At 74.3% G+C, this 25873-nt stretch carries 22 protein-coding genes; 11 read left to right on the forward strand and 11 right to left on the reverse strand.

What is annotated here, in order from left to right; genetic code table 11:
- The first annotated feature begins 78 nt into the window (after window positions 1-78).
- The 3 genes from ACIRVF_RS07215 to ACIRVF_RS07225 all read left to right on the forward strand — a co-directional run bounded on the left by ACIRVF_RS07215 (window position 79) and on the right by ACIRVF_RS07225 (window position 2637).
- On the forward strand, window positions 79-552 hold the full coding sequence (locus ACIRVF_RS07215; protein ID WP_402814954.1) for a pyridoxamine 5'-phosphate oxidase family protein: 474 nt from the start codon (window positions 79-81) through the stop codon (window positions 550-552).
- Between the two features lie 102 nt (window positions 553-654).
- On the forward strand, window positions 655-1107 hold the full coding sequence (locus ACIRVF_RS07220) for a MaoC family dehydratase (protein WP_402814956.1): 453 nt from the start codon (window positions 655-657) through the stop codon (window positions 1105-1107).
- A gap of 351 nt (window positions 1108-1458) precedes the next feature.
- Complete coding sequence (locus ACIRVF_RS07225; RefSeq protein WP_402815748.1) at window positions 1459-2637, forward strand: MBL fold metallo-hydrolase; 1179 nt, start codon at window positions 1459-1461, stop codon at window positions 2635-2637.
- 153 nt (window positions 2638-2790) lie between these two features.
- Here the strand turns inward: ACIRVF_RS07225 and ACIRVF_RS07230 are convergent, their stop codons facing one another.
- Both ACIRVF_RS07230 and ACIRVF_RS07235 read right to left on the reverse strand, forming a co-directional pair.
- A complete protein-coding gene (locus ACIRVF_RS07230; RefSeq protein WP_402814959.1) occupies window positions 2791-5589 on the reverse strand; it encodes a DUF6493 family protein in 2799 nt (932 codons plus the stop codon).
- Window positions 5586-6941, reverse strand: a complete 1356-nt coding sequence (locus ACIRVF_RS07235; protein ID WP_402814962.1) for an SWIM zinc finger family protein — start codon at window positions 6939-6941, stop codon at window positions 5586-5588. The genes ACIRVF_RS07230 and ACIRVF_RS07235 overlap by 4 nt, the downstream gene beginning before the upstream one ends.
- Before the next feature lie 126 nt (window positions 6942-7067).
- On the opposite strand from ACIRVF_RS07235, the gene ACIRVF_RS07240 reads away from it, so the two are divergent.
- Window positions 7068-7979: an acyl-CoA thioesterase gene (locus tag ACIRVF_RS07240; RefSeq protein ID WP_402814965.1), complete on the forward strand. Its 912-nt coding sequence runs from the start codon at window positions 7068-7070 to the stop codon at window positions 7977-7979.
- Window positions 7980-8200: 221 nt separating this feature from the next.
- Entirely contained in the window at window positions 8201-8851 is a 651-nt protein-coding gene (locus tag ACIRVF_RS07245; RefSeq protein ID WP_402814968.1) for a TetR/AcrR family transcriptional regulator, read from the forward strand.
- A 14-nt stretch (window positions 8852-8865) separates the two neighbouring features.
- Here the strand turns inward: ACIRVF_RS07245 and ACIRVF_RS07250 are convergent, their stop codons facing one another.
- Window positions 8866-10131 carry a sulfite oxidase gene (locus ACIRVF_RS07250; RefSeq protein ID WP_402815749.1) on the reverse strand — a complete coding sequence of 422 codons (1266 nt, stop codon included), beginning with the start codon at window positions 10129-10131 and terminating at the stop codon, window positions 8866-8868.
- A 174-nt stretch (window positions 10132-10305) separates the two neighbouring features.
- Here ACIRVF_RS07250 and ACIRVF_RS07255 point away from each other — a divergent pair, with 174 nt between their 5' ends.
- The 4 genes from ACIRVF_RS07255 to ACIRVF_RS07270 all read left to right on the forward strand — a co-directional run bounded on the left by ACIRVF_RS07255 (window position 10306) and on the right by ACIRVF_RS07270 (window position 13385).
- Entirely contained in the window at window positions 10306-11085 is a 780-nt protein-coding gene (locus ACIRVF_RS07255) for an alpha/beta fold hydrolase (protein WP_402814971.1), read from the forward strand.
- A gap of 69 nt (window positions 11086-11154) precedes the next feature.
- Complete coding sequence (locus tag ACIRVF_RS07260; RefSeq protein ID WP_402814974.1) at window positions 11155-11526, forward strand: MerR family transcriptional regulator; 372 nt, start codon at window positions 11155-11157, stop codon at window positions 11524-11526.
- A gap of 193 nt (window positions 11527-11719) precedes the next feature.
- Window positions 11720-11899, forward strand: coding sequence for a hypothetical protein (locus tag ACIRVF_RS07265; RefSeq protein ID WP_402814977.1), 180 nt, complete (start codon window positions 11720-11722; stop codon window positions 11897-11899).
- Between the two features lie 112 nt (window positions 11900-12011).
- Entirely contained in the window at window positions 12012-13385 is a 1374-nt protein-coding gene (locus ACIRVF_RS07270; RefSeq protein WP_402814980.1) for an NAD(P)/FAD-dependent oxidoreductase, read from the forward strand.
- A 238-nt stretch (window positions 13386-13623) separates the two neighbouring features.
- Here the strand turns inward: ACIRVF_RS07270 and ACIRVF_RS07275 are convergent, their stop codons facing one another.
- On the reverse strand, window positions 13624-15417 hold the full coding sequence (locus tag ACIRVF_RS07275) for a DUF2398 family protein (RefSeq protein WP_402814983.1): 1794 nt from the start codon (window positions 15415-15417) through the stop codon (window positions 13624-13626).
- Window positions 15418-15651: 234 nt separating this feature from the next.
- Between ACIRVF_RS07275 and ACIRVF_RS07280 the strand changes: the two genes are divergently transcribed.
- Window positions 15652-16395: a lysoplasmalogenase gene (locus ACIRVF_RS07280; RefSeq protein WP_402814986.1), complete on the forward strand. Its 744-nt coding sequence runs from the start codon at window positions 15652-15654 to the stop codon at window positions 16393-16395.
- A gap of 70 nt (window positions 16396-16465) precedes the next feature.
- Here the strand turns inward: ACIRVF_RS07280 and ACIRVF_RS07285 are convergent, their stop codons facing one another.
- The 7 genes from ACIRVF_RS07285 to ACIRVF_RS07315 all read right to left on the reverse strand — a co-directional run bounded on the left by ACIRVF_RS07285 (window position 16466) and on the right by ACIRVF_RS07315 (window position 24298).
- Complete coding sequence (locus ACIRVF_RS07285) at window positions 16466-17053, reverse strand: hypothetical protein (RefSeq protein ID WP_402814988.1); 588 nt, start codon at window positions 17051-17053, stop codon at window positions 16466-16468.
- 177 nt (window positions 17054-17230) lie between these two features.
- A complete protein-coding gene (locus ACIRVF_RS07290; RefSeq protein WP_402814990.1) occupies window positions 17231-18034 on the reverse strand; it encodes an exodeoxyribonuclease III in 804 nt (267 codons plus the stop codon).
- Window positions 18035-18167: 133 nt separating this feature from the next.
- Window positions 18168-19961 carry a gamma-glutamyltransferase gene (gene ggt / locus ACIRVF_RS07295; protein WP_402814993.1) on the reverse strand — a complete coding sequence of 598 codons (1794 nt, stop codon included), beginning with the start codon at window positions 19959-19961 and terminating at the stop codon, window positions 18168-18170.
- Between the two features lie 323 nt (window positions 19962-20284).
- Entirely contained in the window at window positions 20285-21391 is a 1107-nt protein-coding gene (locus ACIRVF_RS07300; RefSeq protein WP_402814995.1) for an ROK family glucokinase, read from the reverse strand.
- Entirely contained in the window at window positions 21388-22245 is an 858-nt protein-coding gene (locus ACIRVF_RS07305) for an ATP-binding cassette domain-containing protein (RefSeq protein WP_402814998.1), read from the reverse strand. The genes ACIRVF_RS07300 and ACIRVF_RS07305 overlap by 4 nt, the downstream gene beginning before the upstream one ends.
- Entirely contained in the window at window positions 22242-23282 is a 1041-nt protein-coding gene (locus tag ACIRVF_RS07310; RefSeq protein WP_402815001.1) for an ABC transporter permease, read from the reverse strand. Before ACIRVF_RS07310 ends, ACIRVF_RS07305 begins: the two co-directional genes overlap by 4 nt.
- Window positions 23279-24298, reverse strand: coding sequence for a sugar ABC transporter substrate-binding protein (locus ACIRVF_RS07315; RefSeq protein WP_402815004.1), 1020 nt, complete (start codon window positions 24296-24298; stop codon window positions 23279-23281). The genes ACIRVF_RS07310 and ACIRVF_RS07315 overlap by 4 nt, the downstream gene beginning before the upstream one ends.
- A 361-nt stretch (window positions 24299-24659) precedes the next feature.
- On the opposite strand from ACIRVF_RS07315, the gene ACIRVF_RS07320 reads away from it, so the two are divergent.
- Complete coding sequence (locus ACIRVF_RS07320; RefSeq protein WP_402815007.1) at window positions 24660-25736, forward strand: alpha/beta hydrolase; 1077 nt, start codon at window positions 24660-24662, stop codon at window positions 25734-25736.
- Window positions 25737-25873: the final 137 nt, after the last annotated feature.

Here is a 25873-nt window from a genome sequence, read left to right on the forward strand (position 1 = left end):
CCGACGGGGCTCACGGCCCGTCCGCGCAGGGACCATGGGCCCTATCGACGCGCGCGCCGACCGAGGACGATCGGACGCATGGAGCGTGAGGACCGTGTGGAGACCCTGAGCGAGGCCGAGTGCCTGCGGCTGCTCAGCACCGTGCCCGTCGGGCGCGTGGTGTACACCGAGCACGCGCTGCCGGCCGTCCTGCCGGTCTCCTTCGAGGTCCTGGACGGGCGGCTGGTGCTCGCCGTGCGCCGGGGAAGCTCCACCGCGCGCGGGCTCGACGGCACGGTGGTGGCCTTCCAGGCGGACCTGCTGGACCCGGTCACCCGTACCGGGTGGAGCGTGCTGGTGCACGGACGGGCGGACGCGGTCAGGGACCCCGAGCAGGTGCGCCGGGTGCTGCGCTCCGGGCTGCGGCCGTGGGTGGGGGATCCGGAGCCGCTGTTCATCGCGCTGGTGCCGGAGCTGGTCAGCGGGCGCCGGCTGTTCCCGACCGGGCGGGGCACGCCGGGGCAGGGGGCCCTGGGACAGGGCGTCGTCGGGCAGCCGCTGCGGTGGCCCTGAACTGGTGTTTCGCGTTCCGCTCCTGACAGGTACCGGTGGGTAGGCATACGCTTCCGGCGTCCTGACCCCTCCCCGGGGCCCGTCCCCCTCCAGGAGCGCACCGTGACGACCTTCGCGTCCCTCGCCGAACTGACCGCCGCCGTCGGCACCGAACTGGGCACGAGCGAGTGGCACACCATCGACCAGCGGAAGATCGACCTCTTCGCCGAGGCCACCGGGGACCACCAGTGGATCCACGTGGACCCGGAGCGGGCGAAGGAGAGCCAGTTCGGCTCGACCATCGCGCACGGCTACCTGACCCAGTCGATGATCCCGGTGCTGGCCAAGGAGTGCTACGGCGTCGAAGGCGTGCGGATGGCGCTGAACTACGGCTCGGACAAGGTCCGTTTCCCGGCCCCGGTGCCGGTCGGTACGGCGATCCGGGCCACCGCCGAGCTGCTCTCGGCCACCGAGGTCCCGGGCGGGGTCCAGGCGGTGGTGCGGTTCACCATCACCAGCGAGCGGAGCAGCAAGCCGCACTGCGTCGCCGAGGCGATCACCCGCTTCTACGTCTAGCGGCGGAGCGGCGGCCGCCTGGTGGGGGCGGCCCGCGGGCAGGCCTCCGGAGGCGAACGGGCCTCCGCGCACCGGGTACGCCGATTGGACCGTGCCGGGCCCTCCACCAGGTCCGAACGGCCCCCGGCGAGTAACGTCCGACGAGATGGTTGTCGTACTCCAGTGGCCTCATGAGCTCCCTGGGTACGCGCCCCGGCCTGCCCGGTAGCCGTGACCGTCCCTGGAGGAGCCGTGCCCCGCCCCGCCCCGTGGTTCTCCCGCCTCGCCGGTCTCGCCTCGCAGTTCGCCCCGACGCCCGCCGGGACGCCCGCCGTGCCGGTACGGGCGGTGCCGGAACGCGCCGTCCCCGGCCTGGCCGGGCTCCCCCGCGCCGCCTGGCACCGGGTCCGCACCGAGGCCTTCGGGGCCGAGCCCAGGGGCGAGCGGCTGGCCCGGATCCGCCGCTCTCCGCAGTTCGCCGACGGCGCCTTCCGCAACCCGGTGCCGACCCGCCGCCTGGTCTACGAGCGGAGCCCGCTGGAGATCACCCGCGCCCAGCTGAGCGCGGACAAGACCCGCCGGGCTCCGGCCGCCGCCGTGCCGGTGCACCGGCTGCTCCCGGTCGACCTGGCGAACCCGCCGGCCTCCGGACTGCGGCTCACCTGGCTCGGGCACGCCACCGTGCTCGCCGAGATCGGCGGACGGCGTGTCCTGCTCGACCCGATCTGGGGCGAGCGCTGCTCCCCCTTCGACTGGACGGGGCCCAAGCGGCTGCACCCGGTGCCGCTGCCGCTGTCCGAACTCGGGCCGGTGGACGTGGTGGTGATCTCGCACGACCACTACGACCACCTCGACATGCGCACCGTACGGGCCCTGATCGGCAGCGGCGCGGTGTTCGCCGTACCGCTCGGGGTCGGGGCGCACCTGGAGCACTGGGGGGTGCCGGCCGGGCGGATCGTCGAGCTGGACTGGTGGGAGTCGGCCGAGGTCGCCGGGCTGACCCTGACCGCCACACCGGCCCGGCACTACTGCAGCCGCGGTCCGCGCACCAGCGCGCTGTTCCTGTGGGCGTCCTGGGTGGTGGCGGGCGGCGGGCACCGGATCTTCCACAGCGGGGACACCGGGTACTTCCCCGGCTTCACGGAGATCGGGCGCCGGCTCGGCCCGTTCGACGCGACCATGGTGCAGGTCGGCGCGTACAGCGAGTTCTGGCCCGAGGTGCACATGACCCCGGAGGAGGGCGTGCGGGCGCACCTGGACCTGGGCGGGCAGCTGATGCTGCCGATCCACTGGTGCACCTTCAACCTGGCGATCCACCCGTGGGAGGAGCCCGCCGAGCGGGTGGTCGCCGCCGCCCAGGCGCTCGGCGCCCACCTGGCCGTCCCCCGTCCCGGCAAGCCCTTCGAGCCCGTGGACCCGCCGGCCCTGCGGCTGTGGTGGCGCGCCGTCGCGGCCAAGCCGCGGGGCATCGAGCCGTTGGTCGGGGGACGGCCGGAGACGGGGGTAGGGGTGCCGGATGTCGACGAACAGATTTCAAACTCTGTCAGCTGAAAGTTGTTCGCTGAATTCTGTTTTCTGACATCTGTCAGCTGTTGTTCGTCGGTTGTCCGCTGTCGCCCCGGTCCCCGCGCCGGGGGCGGCCCGGACCCGCCCCGGTCCCCGCGCCGGGGGCGGCCCGGACCCGCCCCGCCCTCGGCGCGCCGCTCAGCCCGCGAGGACGTCCCGCAGCGCCCGGGCCTCCTTCGCCACCCGGCCCGACCCGCCGCGCTCCGCCGCCGCCGTCACCTCGGCCACCGGTCCCCTCGCCCGGGTTCGCCGGGCGCAGTCGGCGGCGAGGCCGACCAGGTCGCCCAACCCCCGGGCGGACGGATCGACCGCACCCAGCAGCCCCGGCAGCGCCGCCCGGAGCACCGACCAGACCGTCCCGTACGCGCCGGTCTCCGCCGCCGGACCGAGCGCCGCCACGAGCCGGTTCGGCTTGACCGCACCCGTCCCCACCAGCTCGCCCAGCTCGCGCCCGAGCAGTTCGCCGTCCAGGTCCCCGCGCGCCGCGAGCACCAGCAGCGCGTCCACCGCCCCGGTCCGGTCCTCGGCGTGCCGGGCGCCCAGTCCGTACGCCACCGCCAGGTGCAGCGCCGGGCCGGCCGGGCCGCCGGACTCCGCGAGCAGCGGCAGGTACCGGCCCGCCCCGCGTTCGTCCCGGTCGGCCCCCGCCGCGAAGTGGTCGAGCCAGCGCGCGGCCAGCTCCTCGCGGTGGTGGGGCAGCATCGCCGCCCAGTGCCGCACCGGCCGCCAGGACCAGTCCTGTTCGGCGCGGGCCCGGGAGACGCTGGGTTCGGTCGACTCCAGCAGCTTGCGGAACTCCGGGGCGAGCCGCTCCCCGGCCGGCCCCTCCGGGCCCGAGCCGATGCCCGGCTGGGCGACCGCGACCCGCCGGAGGTCCTCCCACCAGCGGTCCGGGTAGGTGTGGCCGCGCTTCGAGCCCCGGCCGGGCGCGAACAGCACCCGTTCGGAGTGCTGCCCGGGCAGGCCGCCGGTGCGCAGCCAGTGCGCCAGCCACCGCCCGGCCGGCGAGGTGAGCGCCCCGGCGGCCCGTAGCACCTCGCGGTCACTCACCTCGCGGTCGCTCACCCCCCGGTCACTCACCTCCCGGTCACTCACCTCGCGGTCACTCACCCCCCGGTCCCCGATCGGCCGGACCCGCAACAGGGCCGCGCTCAGATCGGCCTCGCCCGGGGTGACGCCCGCCGCCTCGTACCCGGCGAGGCGCTCGACCAGCGCGCCCGGTTCGATCGCCCCGGTGGCGTCGGTCGGGGTGGCGAGCAGGTACGGCGGCCGGTGGGCGGTCACCTGCCAGGCCGCCTCCTCCAGCCGGGCGGCGAGGACGGCGCCGTGCGCGCTGGCGCGGGCGGTGCGCAGCGGAGTGCGGCCGATGCCGCTGAGGGCGTCCCAGAGTCGGCGTGGCGGCGTCTCCCCCGCGATCGCGGCCACCACGAACAGCACCTCGCGGGGGGTGCAGTCCGCCCATTGCGGGACCGCTCGCCAGGGGTGCGCCCGGCGGACGGGTTCCAGTGCCCGGAGCAGCCCGGCGCGGTCCAGGTGGGTCTGCCGGACCAGTCCGTCCAGCACCCGTTCGAAGGCGGCGACCTCGGGCTCCCGGGCGGAGAGCAGGGCGGAGAGCTCCTCGGCCAGCTCGGCGGCCGAGGAGATCGGCGGCCCGACCGGGCGCGGCTCGGTCACCGGCGGCAGGATCTCGTCCCAGCCGGTGTCCGGTCCGTCCCCCTGGTCGCCGCCGACGGACGCGCCGAACAGCTCGCCGGCCCGCGCGTGGTGGACGGGGTTCAACAGTTTGGCGGCCAGCCGCAGTCGGGGCAGCACCGCCTCGCCCGCCGCGCCGAGGTGCCGGGCCACCACGTTCAGTGCCCGCTCCTGGATGCCCGCGTCCGGCTGCCCGAAGGCCTCGGCCGCCGCGAGCACCACCGGGCCGGAGCGTCCGGGCGCCCGCCGGGCGGCCTTCTCCAGCATGCCCAGTTGAGCCCGCACCAGCTTCTTCTCGGTCCGGAACAGCACCACCGCCGAGGCCTCGATGAGCACCTCGGGCCCGATCAGGCCGGCCTCGTCCAGCCTGGCGAGCACCTCCTGGGCGTGCGCCGCGATCGCCGACAGCCCGTCCAGCAGTGCCAGCACGTCCCGCGACCGGGCCGCGTACTCCTGGGGCGTCGGACCGAGCGCCCGCAGGACCTCCAGGAAGGCCCGCTGGTCGGCCGGCTTGCCGCCGCGCAGCAGCCGGGCCAGGCAGCGGTCGAGCAACCCGGTCCGGTCCACGACCCCGGCCGCGGCCAGTCCGGCGATCGCCTCGGTCCAGACGTCGCCGGGGCGCGGGCTGAGCTGCTGCGTCAACTGCCAGCTGACATCGGAGAGTTCGAAGATGCGCGGGAGCAGCACGGGGGTGAGGGAGTCGGCGCGCAGCCGCTCGGCCAACGGCGGGCGCGGGCCGTACTCGCGGGTCAGGCCGTCGAACCAGCCCCGGACGAAGGGCTCGTTCGTCGGCACCGGGCAGCCGGTGCGCCGGACGATCGCCGCCGTGAGCGGGTGCGTCGACGAGCCCCACGAGCGGGCGGTCCGCGCGGCGAGCCGGGTGGCCACCTCGATCTGCCACTCCTGCGGCTGCGCCTCGACGACCTCGTGCAGCGCCGGGTGCCGGAACCAGTCGCGGACGCCGAAGTCGCTGCCGCCGAGCCAGCCCGCCGCGCCGGCCGGGCCCGCGTGGCACCCGGCCCCGGCGATCAGCAGCGCCCCCTTGGTGTCGGTGCCGGACCGCGACCAGTCCCGGCGCAGTTCCTTGCGCAGTTCCCTGAGCACGGCCAGGCAGGCCCGCCGCTGGGCCCGGTCCAGCCCGGCCAGCAGCTCCGGCACCGCCTCGACGAACCCGGCCCGGACGGCCGCGAGCAGTTCCTCGACCGGCCCCGCCTGCTCCACCACGGTCTTCTCCCCCGCTCTCACGCGCCCGCCTCCCGCACCATCGCGACCGCCAGCGCGTGCTTGCACGGCCCGCGCCCGCCCCGGTACTTGCCCCACCACAGGCACGTGCAGCTCACCCGCCCCGAGGCGTCCGTGCGCACCCGCTGGATGTGGTCGTCCACCGTGACGACGGCCGTCATCCCGCCGTCCTCCAGCCGTACCGCACCCGCCGCGACCAGGTCCCGGGCGGCCCGCAGCCGGGGGTTGGCCGCCTCGGCGCGCCCGGCCTCGTACGGGAGTTGGCGGTGGAAGTACGCGGCCTCGGCGGTGTCGTAGCCGATCTGCCCGGCGGTGCCCAGGCGGGTGAGGGCGGCACGGACCCGCTCGGCGCTCAGCCCGGACTGCTCGGCGAGTTCGGCGACCTCGATCCGCGGCTCCCAGGCCAGCAGCACCGCGACGAGTTCGGCGTCACGCTCGGCAGCCCCGGTGGCGAGCGCGCCGAGCACGCCGCCCTCGCCGGAGAAGCCGCGCGAGGCGTCGGGCGAGAGGGTCAGGGTGAGCCGCATGGCGGGCAGCACCACCTCCCAGGCCGAGGCCGTGGGTTCGGTGGCCGCGACCGGCCCGTACACCCGCAGGGCGAGCGCGTGCCGCAGCACCCGCTGCAGAGCGACCAGTCGCTCCGGCCCGGGCAGGCAGACCGCACCGGGCAGCGGGCGGGTGGTGGGCCGCAGGGTGCGCCCGGCCGGGACGACCCAGCCGACGCCGCCGCGCCCGCCGCGCGGCAGCGAGCGCAGGAAGCGGACGGCCTCGACGGCGGGAAGTTCGGCGCGCAGGTCGAAGCCGGCGGCGATCACCTGGGTCTCGGCGAAGCCGCGCAACCAGCGCTCCGGCAGCGGCACCTTCTTCTCGACCAGCGGGCCGTCGAAGCTCGTGACCTCCAGCGCGTCCGGGCCGACCGCGAGGTGCAGCGGGTCCGACGGGCCGATCCTGGTGAGCGCCTCCCGCAGCGGGTCGTTGACGTCCACGTTGGTGGTGCCGTGGCCGATCTCGTCGCCGTCCAGCCCGGCCCGGAGCACGTCGAGCCGGGCGTACACCCCGCAGCAGCCGGAGAAGGACTCGAAGCGCAGCCGGTCCCCGTTGGCGGTGACCACCGGGTCGAGCGAGGCGCGCAGCCGCGGCTGGTGGTAGCGGGTGGCGGCCACGTCCGCCACCGCGAGCAGTGCGGCGGCGGCCGGCGCCGGGTCGGCCAGGAAACCCGCGAAGAACCGGGGATGGGCCTGCGCCCCGAGCGGGGTGGCGCCGCCGGAGGTGGCCAGGTCGAGGCTCCGGCCGGCGGCGCCGTCGTGGACGGCCGACGGGCGCAGATAGGCGTACGCGTGTGCGGATTGCGTCATGCGGAGCACGCTAGGTGACGGCTCTGACAGCCCGCTGACCCGCCACTTCAATGAAACACGTTCTACTCGACCGGAGCGTTACCCAGGTCACACCGCCGCACGGTTGGCTTCTGCCACTATGGGCCCGTGACCGACCTGACAGAACAGCAGAGGCCGACCGATCAGGCGCCCGATCCGGCCGCCCCGTTCGCCCAACTGCTGGAGATCGAGCAGCTGGACGAGAACACGTTCCGGGGCCACTGCCACGCCGGCGCCCCGATGCGCGCCTTCGGCGGCCACGTCGCCGCCCAGGCCCTCGCCGCCGCCGGACGCACCTGCCCCGCCAAGCGCGCGGTGCACTCGCTGCACGGCTACTTCATGCTGCCCGGCGACCCGACCCGGCCGATCGACTACCAGGTCGAGCGGCTGCGCGAGGGCTTCACCTACACCACTCGCCGGGTGCGTGCGGTGCAGGAGCGGAAGGAGATCTTCAACCTCACCGCCTCCTTCAAGCTCCCCGAGCCGACCGCCGACGACCGCCACCGCGCGATGCCCCCGCTGCCCGCCCCGGAGGGCCTGCCCGACGCCTTCTCCCACTGGGACGAGGAACTGCGCGCCGCGATCAAGAGCTCCGACGGCTTCCGCGACCTCGAACTGCGCTTCGTGCCGCCGGACGCCCCGGGCGTGCCGCCGGCCGTCCCCGGAATGCCGCAGCAGTTCGTCTGGCTGCGCATCTCCACCCCGCTGCCGGACACCGAACCGCTGCTGCACGCCTGCGCGCTCACCTACCTCTCCGACCTCACCCTGGCCTCCACCGCCGGTCTGCACGAGCAGGCGAACTTCTTCCAGCGCACCGAGCCGCCCCGGCTGCTGATGACCTCGCTGGACCACGCGATGTGGTTCCACCGCCCGTTCCGGGCCGACGAGTGGCTGCTGTTCGCCCAGCGCAGCCCGTCCGCCTCGGACGGCCGGGGCCTGTCGCTCGGCGAGTTCTACGACCGGGACGGCCTGCTGGTGGCCTCGGCCGTCCAGGAGGCGCTGATCCGCCGGCTGCCGTAGCGCCCGCCGCCGCGGCACTCCAGCCCCGGGCGCTCCCGTGCCCCGGCGCTCGCATGCCCGGGCACTCCCGTGCCCCGGCGCTCCGGCGCTCCCGGCAGCAGCCCCGGGAGCCGCCGGACGCCCCGGCACCCTCCGGAGGAAGCCCGGTTGCCGCCGGGCGAACGGAAGGGGGCCGGTCGGCGTCATACTCCTGAGCGGCCCCGGCCCGTATCATGGTGCGGGTGACCAAGGTTGACCTGTCACCACGACCGGTGGAGGCGATGTCTCCGCGTCAGCTCGAACGCCGCGACAGCCTGATCGCGGCCGCGCTCGCCCTGGTGAACGAGATCGGCGTCGAACGGCTGCAGATGAAGCAGGTCTGCGAGCGGTCCGGAGTCGCCCTGGGGACGGCGTACCGATACTTCTCCTCCAAGGACCACCTCCTGGCGGCGGCGATCGCCGAGTGGCACCGCCTGCTGCTGGCGGACCTGGTGGCCGAACTGCGGGGACCGCGCGCCGGACTGGGGGCCACGGACCGGGCGGTGCGGTTCGTCCGCGGCGGGATGCGGGCCTACCAGCGCCAGCCCGAACTGGCCCGGCTCCGGGTGGCCGTCGCCGCCTCCACCGATCCCTTCGCCAGCGAGGCGCTGCAGGGCATGGCCCGGGCCGACAGCGCCGCCCTCCAGGCGGTGACGGCCGAGGTGCCGGCCGCCGCCAGCGAGCTGGTGCGGCACATCGTCGCGCACGCCTGGCAGGGCGAACTGACCGCCTGGGTGACCGGCCGCACCACGCTCGGGGACGCCCGGCGGCGGCTGGAGGACGTGGTGCGGCTGGTGCTGACCCCGTACGAGACCCACTACCCGGCCCCGTACGAGGTCCAGTCCACCGGCTGAGCCCCGTCGGGCGCTCAGACCACCGTCACCGGGTGCGCCACCACCGCGCCGAACAGGTAGCCCTCGCGGTTGAAGGCCTCCCGTTCGGGCTGGGTGGCACCCCGGCGGTCCGTCGCGCGGGCGCGCAGCTCGTAACGTCCGGGCCGCTCGGGGCGCCAGACGGTGCTCCAGCGCGTCCAGTCACCGGCGCACGGCTCCTCGGCCAGCTCGGCGGTCCGCCAGCTCAGGCCGCCGTCCGTGCTCACCTCCACCTGCCGCACCGGCGCCGTACCGGACCAGGAGCGTCCGTGCAGCCGGTGCTCGCGCCCGGCCTCCAGCCGCGCACCCTCGGCCAGTTCGAAGGCGGACTTGACCACCTGGGTGGTGAGCGCGGCCCCGCCGCCGGGCGGGTGGCCCGGGCCGAACATCCGGTAGAAGACGGTGTTCCAGGGCGAGTGGAGCGGGTGGTCGGCGACCTCGATGGTGCCGACCCACTTGATCGAGGCGATGCCGACCCAGCCGGGCACCACCAGCCGCACCGGCGCGCCGTGGTCGGGGGTCAGCGGTTCCTCGTTCATCTCGTACGCGAGCAGCGTGTCGTCCAGCGCCTTGGTGATCGGCAGCGGGCGGCGCACCGGGCCGTGGTTGGTGCCGTCGACGACGTAGTCCGGGTCCAGCCCGGTGGGCAGCACGTCCACCGCGGCACCGGTCAGCCCGGCGGCCCGCAGCACCTCGGCCAGCCGGACGCCCCGCCAGCTCGCAGAACCGATGCTGCCGAGCGTCCACGGTGTGCCCGGGGTGAGCCGGCCCTGCTGGCGGTGGAAGTAGCTGCGGCCGTTGCCCGCGCACTCGATCAGCGCGTGGATCCGGGTGGCGGGCAGCGCCCGCAGGTCGTCCAGGGTGAACTCCACCGCCCGCTCCGGCGCCGGGGCGCCGCGCAGGCCGCTGCCGAACACCTTGAGCCGCCAGCCGACCGGGTCGATCAACGGGGTGCTGGTGTGGTTGCGGACGAAGAACCGTTCCACCGGGACATGACGGCCGACGGCGGCCCGGCCGTCGGCATCGCGCAGCGCCTCCCAGCGCATCTCGGCGTTGGTGTCGCGCCGGACGAACCACTGGGCAGGCAGCGGCTTGACGATTCCGGGCACATCGACGGTTCCGGACACGGGCCTGGACACCTCCTCGGCGACCGCTCGGCCCGGGGCGAACACCGGTGCGGCCGACGCGGGCACGGTGGGCGCCCCGGCGGCGGAGCGCAGCGGATTCCGGACGGCACCGTCCGGATGGCGCTCCACGCCCAGGGTAGGCGCTCCGGCGCTTTCCGTGACCGGGGCGGACGCCCGGGCTTCGCGCTTGACCTTCTCACCGGTGTGAATACCTAGCGTTCCCGGTGTCGCACGGGCGGCCCGCCCGACCGGACCGCCCGTGCGACGACCAGCCCGTCCGTCCCGCCGAGGAAGCACCGAGGAGCACCCGTGCCGTCCACCGCCACCCACCCCGCCCCGCTCGCCCGGATCGTCCAGGGCTCGGGCCCCGGCCTGCTGCTCGCCCACGGCGCCGCAGGCAGCGCCCGGGACAACTGGGGCCCGCTGCTGCCCGACCTCGCCGCGCACCGCACCGTCGTCGCCCCCGACTACCCCGGCTCCGGCGACAGCCCGTACGAGCCCGGCGAACCCACCCTGGACGAGTACGCCGACCGGCTGGTCGCGACCGCCGACGAGGAGGGCCTCGACACCTTCGACCTGGCCGGCTTCTCGCTGGGCGCCGCCGTCGCCGTCCGGATCGCCACCCGCCACCCCGGGCGGGTCCGCTCGCTGCTGCTGATCGCGGGCGTGGCCGGCGGGTCGGCCCGGCAGAGCGCCCTGTCCGAGCTCATGGTCCGGCTCCGGGACCGGCCCGCCGACCTCGCGGAGGTGATGCTCACCGTCGTCCTCGGCCACAGCTGGGTGGACGCGCTGCCCGCCGACCAGCTCGCGGCGCTGCGCGAGGGGCTCCGCTCCCCGCTGCCGGCCGGTTTCCCGCAGCAGTTCCGGCTGGCCGCCCGGGTCGACGTCCGCGCCGAGTTGGCCTCGGTCACCGTACCCACCCTGGTCGTCGGCGCCGCCGAGGACATGCTCGTCCAGCCGTCCCAGCACCGCCTGCTGGCCGAGGGCATTCCTGGCGCCCGCTTCGTCGAACTGCCCTCCGGACACCTGCCGATGGTCGAGGCGCTTCCCCAACTGCGCGAGGTGGTAATGGAGTTCGTGAAGAACTGAGCCGAGGGGATCCGGGCCGGGAACGGGCGCGGCGGGAACACCCCTACGGCGGCCCGCGTTGACCCGATCATGCGCATCGGAGAACTCGCCCGCCTGACCGGGGTTTCCGCCCGCCTGCTCCGCTACTACGAGGAGCAGGGCCTGCTTCAGCCCGCCCGCACCACGGCCGGCTACCGCGAGTACGGCGAGGACGACACCGTACGGGTGTGGCAGATCCGCAGCCTGCTCGCGGCCGGTCTGCCCACCCGGATCATCGCCGAGATCCTGCCCTGCGCCACCGGCCCGGTGCCCGCCCTGACGGCCTGTCCGAACCTGCTGGCCACCCTGCGCGGCGAACTCGCCGACCTGGACGCCCGGATCGAGGACCTCACCCGCAGCCGCCGGGTGCTCTCCCACTACCTGGCGACCGCGCACGCACCGAGCGAGGAACGGGCGGCCTGACGGAACGCTCTACGGGACGCCGTACGGGACGCCGTCGGCGAGGCCCTCACCGGCCGCGGAAGGCCCCGCTGAACAGCGCATACGCCCTGCCCGGGGGTCGGGTGGGGCGTATGCGGCCAACCGACGCCCAACCCCCGTCCGGACTTCACCCGCGCGTACCGACCGTTCACACCGCCCTGGAAGCCTCCCTGTCATGAACGCCAGCACTCAGGCGCCCTACCAGGAACCGCGCTTCCCGCTCCCCCAGCGCCACCGCCGCCTTCTCGCCTGCACCGCCGTCCTCGCCTCCATCGCCCTGGGCACCCTCGGCGTCGGCGCCACCGTGGAGACCGTCCAGCACGGCCCGCTCGCCACCGCCAGCGCCAGCAAGTAGCCGCCGCGGTCCGGCGCCGATCCGGGGGACAGTGCCCAATCCGGGGGACAGCGCCCGATCGAAGATCATCAGGTACTAGGATCCTCCCGCAACACGACGCGAAGGGGAGCCAGTGGCGCGGGTTGCGATCATCGGGGGCGGTATCAGCGGGCTGGGGACAGCACTCATGCTCGGCCGACGCGGCCACCCGGTCACGTTGTTCGAACAGGACACCCGGCAGGCCGAAGAGGATCTGGACCAGGACTTCCACCACTGGAACCGGCCCCGCGTCCCGCAGGCCAACCAGCCCCACTCGTTCCTCGCGCCCGTACGCAGCGTGCTGCGCGCCGAGGCCCCGGACGTCTACGCGGACCTGCTGGCCCGCGGGGCCCGGGAGTACCACGACTTCGACTGGTTCGACGAGCACCCCCCGCACCGGGCCGGCGACGAGGAGCTGGTGACCCTGCGCACCCGCCGCATCGTCCTGGAGGCAGCGCTCACCGCAGCCGTACGGCGGGAACCCACCGTCGAGGTGCGGCGGGGCACCCGGGTGAGCGGCCTCACCGTCGAGGCCGCGGACCCGCCCCGGGTCACCGGCGTGCGGACGGACACGGACACCCACCCGACGGACCTCGTCGTCGACGCGGCCGGCCGCCGCTCACCGGTCCCCGCCTGGCTGGTCGAGGCCGGCTGCCGCCCGCCCGTGGTCGACAGCCACCGCACCGGGATCACCTACATGTGCCGCTGGTACCGCCTGCGCGCCGACGGCCCGCGCGACCCCGGGCGGGTGAAGACCGGATCGGCCGCCGGATTCGCGCTCGCCGGCGTCTTCCCGTCCGACAACGACACCTTCGCGCTGAGCATGGTGCTCTCCACGGGCGACCCCACCCGCGGCGCCCTCACCGACCCCGCCGTGTTCGAGGCCCTCCTCCGGCACTTCCCCGCCTGCGCCGCCTGGCTCGACCTCGACCCCGAACCCCGGTCGCCCGTCCTGGCGATGGCCGGCCTGGACAACCGCTGGACCTCCCTCACCGACGACGTCGGCCCCGTCGTCACCGGCCTGGTCAACGCCGGGGACAGCCTCGTCCACACCAACCCCACCCTCGGCCACGGCGTGGCCCTCGGCCTGCGAGCCGCCCAGTACCTCGCCGGCCACACCGAGCAGGTCGCCACCGACCCCGCCGGCTACCACGCCTGGACCACCGGGACCATCCGCCCCTGGTTCGACGCCCAGGTGACCGCAGACCGCACCAACGAACAACGCCTCAAGGACGGTTCGGCCCTCCCCGACCACCGCGCCGCCGCCCTCGCCGCCTGCGCCTTCGACGACCCGGTCGTCATGCGGGCCCGCGCCCACGTACGCCACCTCGTACGGACCCCCGACGTCGCGTACGCCACCAAGGAAGTCGACCAGGCCGTCACCACCTGGCTCGCCGCCCGCCCCGGCTTCACCCCGCACCACGACGGCCCCACCCGCGACCAGTGGGACGCCCTCATTCCCGGCTAGCCCCTGGTCCGGCTCGGGGTCGTCGCAGGGGGATCGGCTTCAGCTGCGGCCGGGCTGATGACCGTGCCTCCTCACCGCGGTGAGAGCGCACCGGGCCACGGCGTCCCACCCGGAAGGACGGCGAACCCGTGCGGCCACGGCACCGGCCGTAGGGACCGCACGGGTCGGGGGTGGCGGTAGGTGCCGGATCGGCGCGGAAGGTCGGGGCGGAGCTCCGTGCCGGTGACCAGGGGCGTCGCTAGGTGTGCGGGCCCTCGTGGGGCGGGGGCGGAGTCGGGCCGACGGGGCGGGAGTGGCGGCCGGTGCCGGGGGTGGGGTGGAGGTCGGGGGCCGGGGCGTAGCGGGCGGCCGGGGGGCGCAGGAGCCAGGTGGTGCGGGGAGTGGGGGTGATCAAGCCGAGGCGGTGGAGGAGGTCGAGGGCGTCGCGGCGCAGGGCGGTGCGGTCGGCGAGGTAGCGGGCGGGGAGGTCGTGGTCGTCGGCGATGTCGCCGAGGACCCCGTCTATCAGCGCGTCGGGGATCGGGACGTCGCCGCCCGTGTCCTCGCCCGGCAGCGGGCGGACCTCCTCGACCAGGCGTTCCACCAGCAGCAGGGTGGCCTGGGCGAGGGTGCCGGCACCGGGGAGGGCGAGGTCGGTGAGTTCGGCGGCCGGGTCGAGCAGGGCGACGCCCTCGGCCCGCAGTTCGGCCTCCAGTCCGAGGAATTCGGCGAGCGCGGCCGGGCCGCTGAGCCGGTGCTCGCGCAGCCATTCGCGCTGGTCCTCGGGGAGGTCGGCGGCGAGGACGGCCGGCGTCTCGGCGAGGAGGCGGCGCACGGCGGTGCCGGGCTCGGCCTCGGCGGCGCGGCGGATGAGGTCGGCGGCGTCGTCGGCGAGCGCGGGCGGGCCGGCCGGGACGGCGCGGGCGAGTTCGCGGTCGACGGTCAGCACGAAGGCGGTGTCGCCCGGGTCGGCCGGCAGTTCGCCCAGCACCTGCCAGTCGGCCAGCGCGGCGAGTGCCATGTCGAGCGCCGTGTCGAGCGCCGTGTCGAGCCCGACGTCGGCTCCCTCGCCGCCCCCGCGCCCGGCCATCAGCTCGGGCGCAGCCGCCCGCATCGCCTGGAGCAGCCGCCCGTAGGCGAGTTGCTCGGGGGCGTCGACGAGCAGGGCGAGCGCGAGTGCGAGCCGGGCGTAGCCGGCCGGGGTGAACGGTGCACCGGTGGCGGGGTGTCCGAGGCGGCGGGCGGCGCCGGGACCGAGGCCGGCCTTGCAGAGCCGGGCGTGCCACGGGCCGACGACGAGGCGGTAGCCGAGCAGGGTGTCGAAGCGTTCGGTGAGCCAGTCGCGGTGACGGCGGATCAGGGGGAAGCCCTCGGCGTGCGGACCGGAGGCGGTGACCAGCGGGTGGGCGAGCAGCAGCCGGGCGGCGATGCGGCGTTCGGCGTCCGGGAGTTCCCCACCGGAACGATCCTGCACGTCGCAGGGCAGTTCCGGGAGGGCAGGGCTGCGCTCCGGCCGGCGGTGCCTGCCGGGCCCGCCCCGCTTGGCGCCTGACCGGACGACGGGCAGTGCGGCGGCGTCGCGGCGGGCGCGGCGCAGACCGCCGTCGGCGCGGGCCTCGCGGGCGCGCGGGACGGCGCCCGCGTGGGCGGTCGGGCCGTGCCACCAGCTGACGGCGGGTTCGGCGGGCGCGGCCGCGGCGCCGAGGTGGCGGGCGGGGTAGAGGCCGAAGGAGGCGGTGCACAGGTCGTCCGCGGTGCCGGGGGTGGCGGCGGCGAACCAGTGGGCGAGCCGCAGCAGTCCCGGGTCGGGCGAGAGCCCTTCGGCGGAGGCCTGCGGATCGTCAGCTCCGCTCCCGGCCACGGCGTCGACGGGGCCGGACTCGCGGTCGGACCCGCAGTCGGACCCGCGTGCGGCTTCGCATTCGGCTTCACGCACGGCTTCGCGTACGGCGAGGACGGCGTCGGCGCTTCCCCGGCCTGCCCCGCCCGTGCGTCCGTCCGGCCTGCCGGCGGCCACCCGGGTGGCGCCGACCGCGTACTCCTGCTGCTCCATGTCGGGGTCAAGACTAGACGGTGACCGGGTCACCCGGTGGCAGCAACCGTCCTCCTGAGGAAGTCTCCGCAGGAGCCCTCGAACCGGCCGTCCGCCCTCCGCTCTCCCGGCCGGGCCGTCATCCGCCGTGCGGCACCCGGGTTACGCACCGGTAACCCGGTCTTCCCCCGCCCGAACGGCTCCCGTAGGGTCGGTGGATCTCCCCAGCCGAGCGACCTCGGAGGCAGTCCCCGCATGAGCATCCGCACGACCACCCGCGCCGCCGGTCTCGGCGCGCGCCTGCGTTCGGCCACCGGCCTGCTCGGCGGCTTCGCGGCCACCTCGGCGGCGCACCTGGGCTCGATCCTGTCCGGGGCCTCGGTGCTGCAGAACGCCACCAAGCCGGCCCTGATGCCGCTGCTGGCCGCGCACAGCGTGTCGGCGGCGACCGCCGCCGGGCGGAAGGCGCCGAAGCTGCTGGCCCCGGCGCTGCTGGCGAGCGCCGGCGGGGACGTGCTGCTGCAGCTGAAGGACGACACCGCGTTCCTGGCCGGCATGGGCTCGTTCGCGGCCGCGCACGTCTGCTACGTCACGATGTTCGTCCAGCGCGGGGCGTTCACCGACCGCCGGCGCGCACTGGTGGTCGCGGCCGCGTACGCGGCGGCCTGGGTGGGCCTGGTCGGTCAGCTCTGGCCGGACCTCGGGGAACTGAAGGTCCCGGTGGCCGGGTACAGCCTGCTGCTCACCTCGACGGCCGTCACCTCCGCCGGGCTGGGCTGGCGGACCGGGCTGGGCGGGGCGCTGTTCCTGCTCTCCGACACGCTGATCGCGACCCAGCTGGCGAAGTGGCGCGAGCTGCCGGGGCATCAGTTCTGGATCATGGCCACGTACGTGCTGGCCCAGTACCTGCTGGCCAGCGGCATCCTCCGGCACGAGGAGCGGCACGAGGAGCAGCAGGAGTACCACCACACTCGGCTGCGGGCGCGATCGGCCGTCTGACGCGTCGAGGCGCCGCCGGTCCTGTCAGGGTCCGGCGGCGCGACGCGCTGGTGCGGAGGGGCCGGGGCCGTCAGGCACTGCGCCTCCGGAGCAGCCAGAAACCGCCGAGGCCGCCCGCGACCAGGGCCAGCCCTCCGGCCAGCTCCGCGGGGTCCGCCGCGACCGAGCCGCCGAGGCCGGTCTTCACCGCGCCGTGCGGGGCGACCTGCTGGCTCCCGGCGCCGGACTGACCGAGCGAGCCGGCCCACTCCCCGGCCGCCTTGCCCCAGTCGCCGAGGCCCTTGTCGGGGCTGGAGGCGGCGACGGTGGTCACGGTGACGCTGGTGGAGAAGGCTCCGCCGTTCGGGCAGGTGCCGTCGACCTTGCTGCTGCCGTTGTACTGGGAGGCCAGTCGGGCGGAGCCGGTGTGCTTGCCGTCGGCGCCCAGGGTGAGGGTCGCGGGGCCGCCCTCGAAGGCGGCGGAGTGGGCGGAGATGGTCTTGGCGTCGGGCTTGTCCGACTTCTCGCAGGAGACCGTGACCGTCACGGTCTGGCCCGGTGCGGCCTGGGACGGGCTGACCGAGGCCGCGCCGTCCCTGGCTGCCGCGAGGGGGGCCGTCAGACCGGTCAGCACCGTCGCGCCGATCAGGGCGGCGGCGGCCGTACGCATGGGGCGCATGCCGGAACCTCCGGGATTCTCGGGCGCAGCCGGGGACTCCCATGTCCACGTGGTGTTTCAACTGCACCCGGTCATTCACCGACGGTAGGCAGGGGCTCCGGACCCGGCCACCGCTCAGAGCCGTTCGAGCGACGGACCATCACGCACTGTCACGACCGAGCGCGGAGCCCCGGTGCCTCAGAGGTCCAGGTCCACCACGACCGGGGCGTGGTCCGAGGTGCCCTTGCCCTTGCGGGCCTCGCGGTCCACGTAGCTGTCGGTGACGGCGTCGACGAAGGGCTTGTTGGCGTAGGTGAGGTCGATCCGCATGCCCCGGTTCTTCGGGAAGGCCAGCTGGCGGTAGTCCCAGTAGGTGAAGGGGCGGTCGTACTTCAGCGGGCGCGGCACCACGTCGTGCAGGCCGATCTCGCCGAGGGCCTCCAGCGCGGCGCGCTCGACCGGGGTCACGTGGGTGAGGCCCTCGAAGGCGGCGGCGTCGAAGACGTCCTCGTCGGTGGGGGCGATGTTGAAGTCGCCGAGGACCGCGAAGGGGCGCGGGCCGGCCGCGTCCTCGGCGGCGGCCTTGCGCAGCGCCTCCAGCCACTCCAGCTTGTAGCGGTAGTGGGCGTGGTCGACCTCGCGGCCGTTGGGCACGTAGACCGACCAGACCCGGACCGGGCCGCAGGTGGCGGCGATGGCACGCGGCTCGACGGCGGGCAGCAGGGCGTCGTCGGCCAGGTAGCCGGGCTGGCCGGGCAGGTCCCGCACGACGTCCTCCAGGCCGAGCCGGGAGACGACCGCGACGCCGTTCCAGCGGCCGGTGCCGTGCGCGGCCGTCTCGTAGCCGAGCTCGCGGACCTGCTCGTACGGGAAGGCGTCGGCCGCGCACTTGAGCTCCTGGAGGCAGAGCACGTCGGGCTTGGCGCTCTCCAGCCACTCCAGGAGCTTGGGCAGCCGCGCGGTGACGGAGTTGATGTTCCAGGTGGCGATGCGGACGGTCACGGCGGGCGGCCTTCCCGGTGGTTCGGTCGGTGCGGACGGGGGCGGGCCGCCCCGGAAGGAGGCCCACCCCGAACATACCGCCCGGCACTGACAACCCGGCCCGATCAGCCACCGGGACGGGCGTCTGCACGGATCAGCGCGAGCCCGCGGGGCGCACCACCGCGGCCGAGCCGCCACCGCGCCGCACCGGTTCGGCGGCGGCGACCCAGCGGCCGTCCGGCAGCCGTTCCACGCCGGTGGCGGCGCCGATCTCGCCGCCGTTGGTGAAGCGGTGCCCGAGGGCCTCCAGCCCGGCCCGTTCCGGCAGTGCCAGGAAGCCCGGCTCGGCCTGGGTGACGGCGGCGTTGCGCTGGCTGGCGCGCGGCGCGGCGATGGCCTGCTCCAGGCTCAGCCCCCGGTCGAGGCGGCCGAGCAGCACCTGGAGGGTGGTGGTGATGATGGTCGCGCCGCCGGGGCTGCCGGTGGCCAGCAGCGGCTCACCGTCGCGCAGCACGACGGTCGGGGACATCGAGGAGCGCGGCCGCTTGCCCGGACCGGGCAGGTTGGGGTCGGGGACGCCGGCGGTGAGCGGGGCGAAGTCGAAGTCGGTCAGCTCGTTGTTGAGCAGGAAGCCGCGGCCGGGGACGGTGATGCCGCTGCCGCCGGTCTGCTCGATGGTGAGGGTGTAGGAGACGATGTTGCCCCAGCGGTCCGCCACCGTGAGGTGAGTGGTGTTGGGGCCCTCGTAGGGCTCGGCGACGGCCTGGCCGGTGTCGGCGCAGTCGGCCGGGTGGCGCGGGTCGCCGGGGGCGAGCGGGCCGGCGAGGGCGTGGTCGGGGCTGATCAGGCAGGCCCGGGAGGCGGCGTAGCGCTCGGAGAGCAGCTGCTTGGTGGGGACGTCGTTGAAGGCCGGGTCGCCGACCCAGCGGTTACGGTCGGCGAAGGCGATCCGCGAGGCCTCCAGGAAGTGGTGGTAGTACTGCGTGCTGCTGTAGTCCGAGAGGTCGCCGTCCTCCAGGATGTTGAGCGCCTCGCCGACGGTGGTGCCGCCTGAGCTGGAGGGGGCGATCGAGTAGACGTCGTAGTCGCGGTAGGCGACGTGGGTGGGCGCCTGGCGGCGGACCTGGTAGGCGGCCAGGTCCGCGGTGTCGACCTTCCCCGGGCGGGCGTTGCGGCCGGAGGCCGGGTCGACCGGCGGGTGCTGCAGGGTGTTGACGATGTCCTTCGCCAACTCGCCCTGGTAGAAGGCCTTCACGCCGTCCTTGGCGAGCAGCTTGTACGTCGCGGCGAGGTCCGGGTTGCGCAGGACGGAGCCGACCTCCGGGGGCTTGCCGTTCGGCAGGTAGAGCTTGGCCGTGGCCGGGAAGTCCTTGAACCGGCCGTAGTTGTCGGCGGTCTGGCCCCGGAAGGTGTCGTCGACGACGAAGCCGTTCTCGGCGATCCGCTCGGCGGGTTCCAGGGCCTGCGCGAGCGAGCGGGTGCCCCACTGGCGCAGTGCGGAGTCCCAGGTGGCGGGGGTGCCGGGAACGCCGACGGACAGGCCGCTGGTGACGGCGTCGGCGAAGGCGAGGGGCTTGCCGTCCTCCAGGAACAGTCCGCTGTCGGCGGTGTGTCCGGCCACCTCCCGGCCGTCGATGGTGTGGACCCGTCCGGTGGCGTGGTCGTAGTAGACGAAGTACCCGCCGCCGCCGATCCCGGACGAGTACGGCTCGGTCACCCCGAGCGCCGCGGCCACGGCTACCGCCGCGTCCACCGCGTTCCCGCCCTTGCGCAGCACCTCGATCCCGGCCGCGGTGGCGTCGGCGTCCACGGACGCCACCGCCCCGCCCCACCCCACCGCCTCCGGCGCCTTCGGTGGCGGCACCGCGGCACCGGCGGGTCCGGTGGTGGCCCAGACCAGTGCGGTGGCGAGCAACAGCGGTGGTGCGAGACGGGTCAGCGCCCTCATCCGAGTCCTCCTGAGTTGACGTCAACTCACCAGTTGTTGCACAGGAGAGGTAATCCGACAACCACATCGCACTATTACCGATGGGTAGTTGACGTGACGACAGGAACGGGCGCGAGGGGGCGGGAGTGGCGGACGGCGGATCGGGGCCGACGGGGCGGGCTACGGGCCGACGGCCGCGGGCCGACAGATGACAGATGACAGATGACAGATTTCGGCGAACAGATAACGTCATCTGTTCGCTGAAATCTGTTCCCTGAAAGTTGTCAGCCGTCAGGCGCCCCCCAGCCCCGCCCAGCCCCGGGCCGGCCCGGGCCGCCCGCCCCCTACAGCGCGCTGCGCTCCACCCGCCGCCGCTTGATGGTGCGGAACCGCCGCGCCACCTGACGCGCCAGGTCGGCCGCGCCGACCAGTCCGGCCTCGTTGCCGAGGGCGGCGTGGACGATGCTGGCCTCGGGCCGGAAGCCGCGCCCGGTCAAGGTGCGGCGGAAGGTGTCCCGGGCCGGGCCGAGGAGGAGGTCGCCGGCCTCGGAGACGCCGCCGCCGATGACGAAGCGCCCCGGGTCGAGGCCGGCGGCGAGGTTGGCGATGCCGACGCCGAGCCAGGTGCCGACCTCGTAGAGCAGCTCGACGGCGGTCGGGTCGCCGTCCCGGGCGGCCTCGGTGACCAGCGGGCCGGTGATCCCCTCGACCGTCCCCCCTGCCCGGGCCAGCAGCGGCTGCACCACCGGGGACTCCTCGGCGACCAGTTCGCGGGCGTCCCGCACCAGCGCGTTGCCGGAGGAGTACTGCTCCCAGCAGCCGCGGTTGCCGCACGGGCAGCGGTGCCCGCCGGGCACCACCTGCATGTGCCCGAACTCGCCCGCCAGGCCGTACTTCCCGCGGTCGACGTAGCCGTCCCGGACGACCGCCCCGCCGATGCCGGTGCCCAGGGTGAGCATCACCATGTGGTCCTCGCCGCGCCCGGCGCCGAAGCGCCACTCCGCCCAGGCGGCGGCGTTGGCGTCGTTCTCCACGATCACCGGGAAGCGCAGCCGTTCGCTCAGCGCCTGCTGGAGCGGCTCGTTGCGCCAGTTGAGGTGCGGGGCGAAGAGCACCCGGGAGCGGTCGGCGTCGACCCAGCCGGCCGCGCCGATGCCGACCGCGTGGACGTCGTGCCGGTCGGCGAGCTGGAGCACCAGCTCGACGATGACGTCCTCCACGACCTTGGCGCTCCTGCTCTTGTGCGGGGTGTCGGTGCGCAGCTTCTCCAGCACCTTGCCCTCGCCGTCGACGACCCCCGCGACCACCTTGGTGCCGCCGATGTCGACGCCGATGGTGGGCAGCCGCAGTATCCCCGCCGGCAGGGCGCGGCGGCGGCGTTCGGCGCGCGGGCCGAGGCCGAGCAGGGTGGGCAGGACGGCCGGCCGGGTGGTGCCTTGGGGGCTGGTCACGGCTGCGGACGCTCCTCACGGGTCTCGCGGGTCTCACGGGTTTCACGGAGAACGGGGGATTCGAGGGGCTCGGCGGCGGACGGCCGGGCGAGCTCGTGCGAGAGCTCGGCGAGGTCGGAGCCGCCGGCCATCTCGGTGGTGAGCTGTTCCAGGCCGATCTCGGCGCGCGGGTGGCTGCCGGCCATCCGCCCCCGCTTGAGCAGGGTGAAGTGGTCGCCGACCAGGTAGGCGTGGTGCGGGTTGTGGGTGATCAGGACGACTCCGAGCCCGGCGTCGCGGGCCGCGGTGACGTATTTGAGCACCACCCCGGACTGCTTGACGCCGAGCGCGGCGGTCGGCTCGTCGAGGATCAGCGCCTTGGCACCGAAGTGCACGGCGCGGGCGATCGCCACGCACTGCCGCTGCCCGCCGGAGAGGGTGCCGATCGGCCGGTCGACGTCGTGCAGGTCGATGCCCATCCGCGCGAGCGCCTCGCGGGTGGTGGCGCGCATGCCGTCGGCGTCCAGCCGCAGGCCGCCCCAGCGGCGCATGCCCCGTTCGGAGCCGAGGAAGAAGTTGCGCCACACCGGCATCAGCGGGACGACCGCGAGGTCCTGGTAGACGGTGGCGATGCCGAGGTCCAGGGCCTGGCGCGGGGAGTCCAGCCGGACCTCCTCGCCACCGACGGTGTAGGTGCCCTCGTCGTGCTGGTGCAGCCCAGCGATGATCTTGATCAGGGTGGACTTGCCGGCCCCGTTGTCGCCGAGCACGCAGCTGATCTCGCCGGCCCGCAGGGTCAGCGAGACGTCCTGCAGCGCCCGGACCGTGCCGTACGACTTGCCGACGCCCTCCAGCGCCAGGAGCTCCTCGTTCATCGCGGCCCCCGCTCGGCCCGGCGCTTGACGTACGCGTTGAGCAGCGCGGCCAGCAGCAGCATCGCGCCGAGGAAGAACTTGAACCAGTCCGGGTTCCACTGGGCGTAGATGATCCCCTTGCTGGCCATGCCGAAGATCAGCGCGCCGAGCGCGGAGCCGACCACCGAGCCGTAGCCGCCGGTGATCAGGCAGCCGCCGATGACGGCCGCGACGATGTAGATCAGCTCGTTGCCGACGCCCTCGCCGGACTGGACGGTGTCGAAGGAGAACAGCAGGTGCTGTCCGAGCACCCACGCGCCGAAGCCGACGCCCAGGTAGAGCACGGTCTTGGTCCGGGCGACCGGCACGCCGACCGCGCGGGCGGCGGCCGCGTCGCCGCCGACGGCGAAGATCCAGTTGCCGAAGCGGGTGCGCAGCAGCACCCAGCTGCCGATGACGAGCAGGCCGAGCCACCACCACACGGTGGCCTTGATCGCCAGCCCGCCGATGTTCACCTCGGAGGCGAACAGCCGGCGGCAGCTCTCGAAGCCCTGCATGTCCGCGATCGACTTGGTGGAGACCGTCCCGGAGACGGCCTTGGTGACGCCGAGGTTGGCGCCGGTCAGCATCAGGAAGGTGCCCAGGGTGACGATGAAGCTGGGCAGCTTGGTGCGTCCGAGCATCCAGCCGTTGAACCAGCCGACCGCCAGCGTGGTCGCCAGCGAGACCAGGACGCCGACCCAGGTGACGGCGGTGAACTGGTACGAGACCATCGAGGAGGTCAGCGCGGCGGTGGTGACCAGCACGCCGGCCGACAGGTCGAACTCGCCGCCGATCATCAGCAGCGAGACCGGCACGGCCATGATCCCGATGGTGGAGGCCGCGTAGAGGACGGTGCCGAGCGAGGAGAGCCGCAGGAAGGGCTCGGCGGCGCCGGCGAAGACCGCGAACACCGCGACGGCGGCGATCAGCGAGCCGAGTTCGGGGCGGGCGAGGAGCCGCCGCAGGGCCGCCGGGCGGTCCTGGACGAGCACGTCGGGGGTGGTGGAGGCGCTCACCTGGTCCCCCTCGCGACGTACTCGGCGAGCGCGTCGGCGTTGTCCTTGGTCAGGATCTGCGGGCCGGTCGCGACGGGCTTGCCGCCGCCGAGCATGTCCAGGTTGGACTTGTACAGCCACAGCAGGTCGACGCCCTCGTACCCCTGGAGGTAGGGCTGCTGGTCGACGGCGAAGCCGACGCTGCCGGACTTGAGCCCGGCCACGACCTGCGGTCCCAGGTCGAAGGTGTCCAGCTCCACGCTGCGGTGGGCGTCCTGGACGGCCTGCAGCCCGGTGGCGGCCATCGGGCCGGAGAGGGTGAGCACGGTGTCGACGGTGGGGTCGGCCTGGAGCTTGGCGGAGATCGCCGCCCGGGCGTCGGGCATGTCGACGCCGTTCACGTAGAGCACCTGGAAGCCGCCGCCGGCCTTGGACTGGGCGCCGGAGCAGCGCTGCTCCTGGCCGACGTTGCCCTGCTCGTGGATCACGCACAGCACGTTCTTGCGGCCGCGGGAGGCCAGCTCCGCCCCCGCCGCCTGACCGGCCGAGGACTCGTCCTGACCGATGTGGGTCAGCGCTCCGAACTTCGCGGAGAACTCCTGACCGGAATTGATCGTGATCACCGGGATGCCGGCCGCCTTGGCCTTGCCGAGGACGTCGGCCATCGCGTCGCCCTTGGCGAGGGTGACCAGCAGGCCGTCGACCTTCTGGTCGATCGCGGCCTGGACGAGCTGGACCTGGTTCTGGGTCTGCGCGTCGTTGGAGTACAGGAAGGTGATGTTGTCCTTGGCGGCGGCCTGCTCGGCGCCCTTGCGCACGCTGTCCCAGAAGGCGTCCCCGGCGCCGGCGTGGGTCACCATGGCGACCTTCCAGCGCGGGGTGGTGACGGCGCTGCCACCGGCGGCCGCGGCCTTGGCGCGGGCCTCCTCGGCGCGTCTGCCTCCGGTACTGCTGCAACCGGCCGCGGTGACCGCGAGGGCCAGGACGGCGCACACGGGCCAGAAGCGGCGGGACGGGCGAAAGCGGGTAGTGCTCATCCCCATAGTCTCTCTGGCCCGTCCGCGCGGGATCGCACCGCCTCGCCCGGCGGCGCGAACGGGCCGGGCGGTAAGGTGCCCCGGGGGACCTTCCTGGAAGTTCGCTGAGCGTCTGGTCCGGAGCACCGCCGTCCGGGTGACAGACTAGGCGCCGACCCGAAGCGGGAACATCACGGAAACGTGATGTTCCTCTCAGGTTCCGCACAGATTCGGACGGCAACCGATCATCGGTTCTCAGCCGTCTGATGCCATTGACGTGCGTTCGGGCGACTGGGGCCCGGGCGGCGAGCGACCCGGATACGAGAACTCGATGGAACTGACAGGTACGCCATTCTTCATCCTCACCGTCATCCTTGTACCGGTGTCCATCACAGTGGCGCTGCTGTTCTGGGGGAAGGTGCGCGGTCCCCAGCCGGTCCGCACCCTGTCCCGGATCGTCATGATCATGTTCTGTCAGGTCACGGCCGTGCTGATGGTCTTCGTGATGGTGAACAACGCGAACCTGATCTACGGCAACTGGGACGACCTGCTCGGCACCGGTGACCACGTCCGCGCGGTGCCCTCGGTGCCGCCGGTGGACCCGGCGGGCAACGGCCAGTCCGGCGAGGCCGCCAAGCAGCCCCCGAAGGTGCTGCAGAAGTTCGGCGGGGTGAACGACCCGGCGGTGCCCGGCGACGTCCAGAAGACCGAGCTCAAGGGCCAGGTGTCCGGCGTCGACGGCGAGGTGCTGGTCTGGCTGCCGCCGCAGTACAACGACCCGGCGTTCAAGGACAAGAAGTTCCCGGTCGTCGAGCTGATCCCGGGCTACCCGGGCTCCTCCTCCACCTGGTACGGCACCCTCAAGGTCTCCGAGCAGCTGAAGCCGCTGATGCAGCAGGGCAAGGTCGCGCCGTTCATCCTGGTCTCGCCGCGCACCCTGCTGCTGGGCAGCCACCAGGACGCGGGCTGCACCGACATCCCCGGCAAGATCAACGCGGACGCCTGGATCACCCGCGACGTCCCGCAGATGGTGATGGACAACTTCCGCGCCGACCCGTCCGCGGACCGCTGGGCGATCGCCGGTTACTCGGCCGGCGCCCACTGCGCGGCCAAGCTGTCGCTGGCCCACCCCAACCGTTACCGGGCCGGCATCGCGATGTCCGGCTACAACGACCCCGCGGTCGAGCCGGACTCGCTGGTCGGCAAGGACGCGAAGCTGCGCGAGGCCAACAACCCGGTCAACATCCTCAAGACCGCCCAGCAGCCGCCGAAGGTCGCCCTGCTGGTCAGCGGCGCCAAGGGCGACGGCTACGAGGACGGCCAGGCGATCGCCGCCGTGGCCAAGGAGCCGACCAAGGTCCAGGTCGAGGAGAGCACCGGCCCGCACACCACCGAGATGTGGAAGAAGATGGTCCCGAGCGCCTTCGAGTGGCTGACCGGGATCATCCCGGCTCAGTGACCGACCGTCACGACCGGCCGGTTTCCATGACCGACCGTCACGGCCGAGGGGCCCCCCCCCCCGGGGGGGGGGGGGCCCCCGGGGGGGGGCGGGGGGTGGGCGGGGAGCAACGAAACATAGACCCACCACACCACGAG

Origin of the sequence: Kitasatospora sp. NPDC101157 (assembly GCF_044768255.1) — a bacterium.
Classification (GTDB): Bacteria; Actinomycetota; Actinomycetes; order Streptomycetales; family Streptomycetaceae; genus Kitasatospora.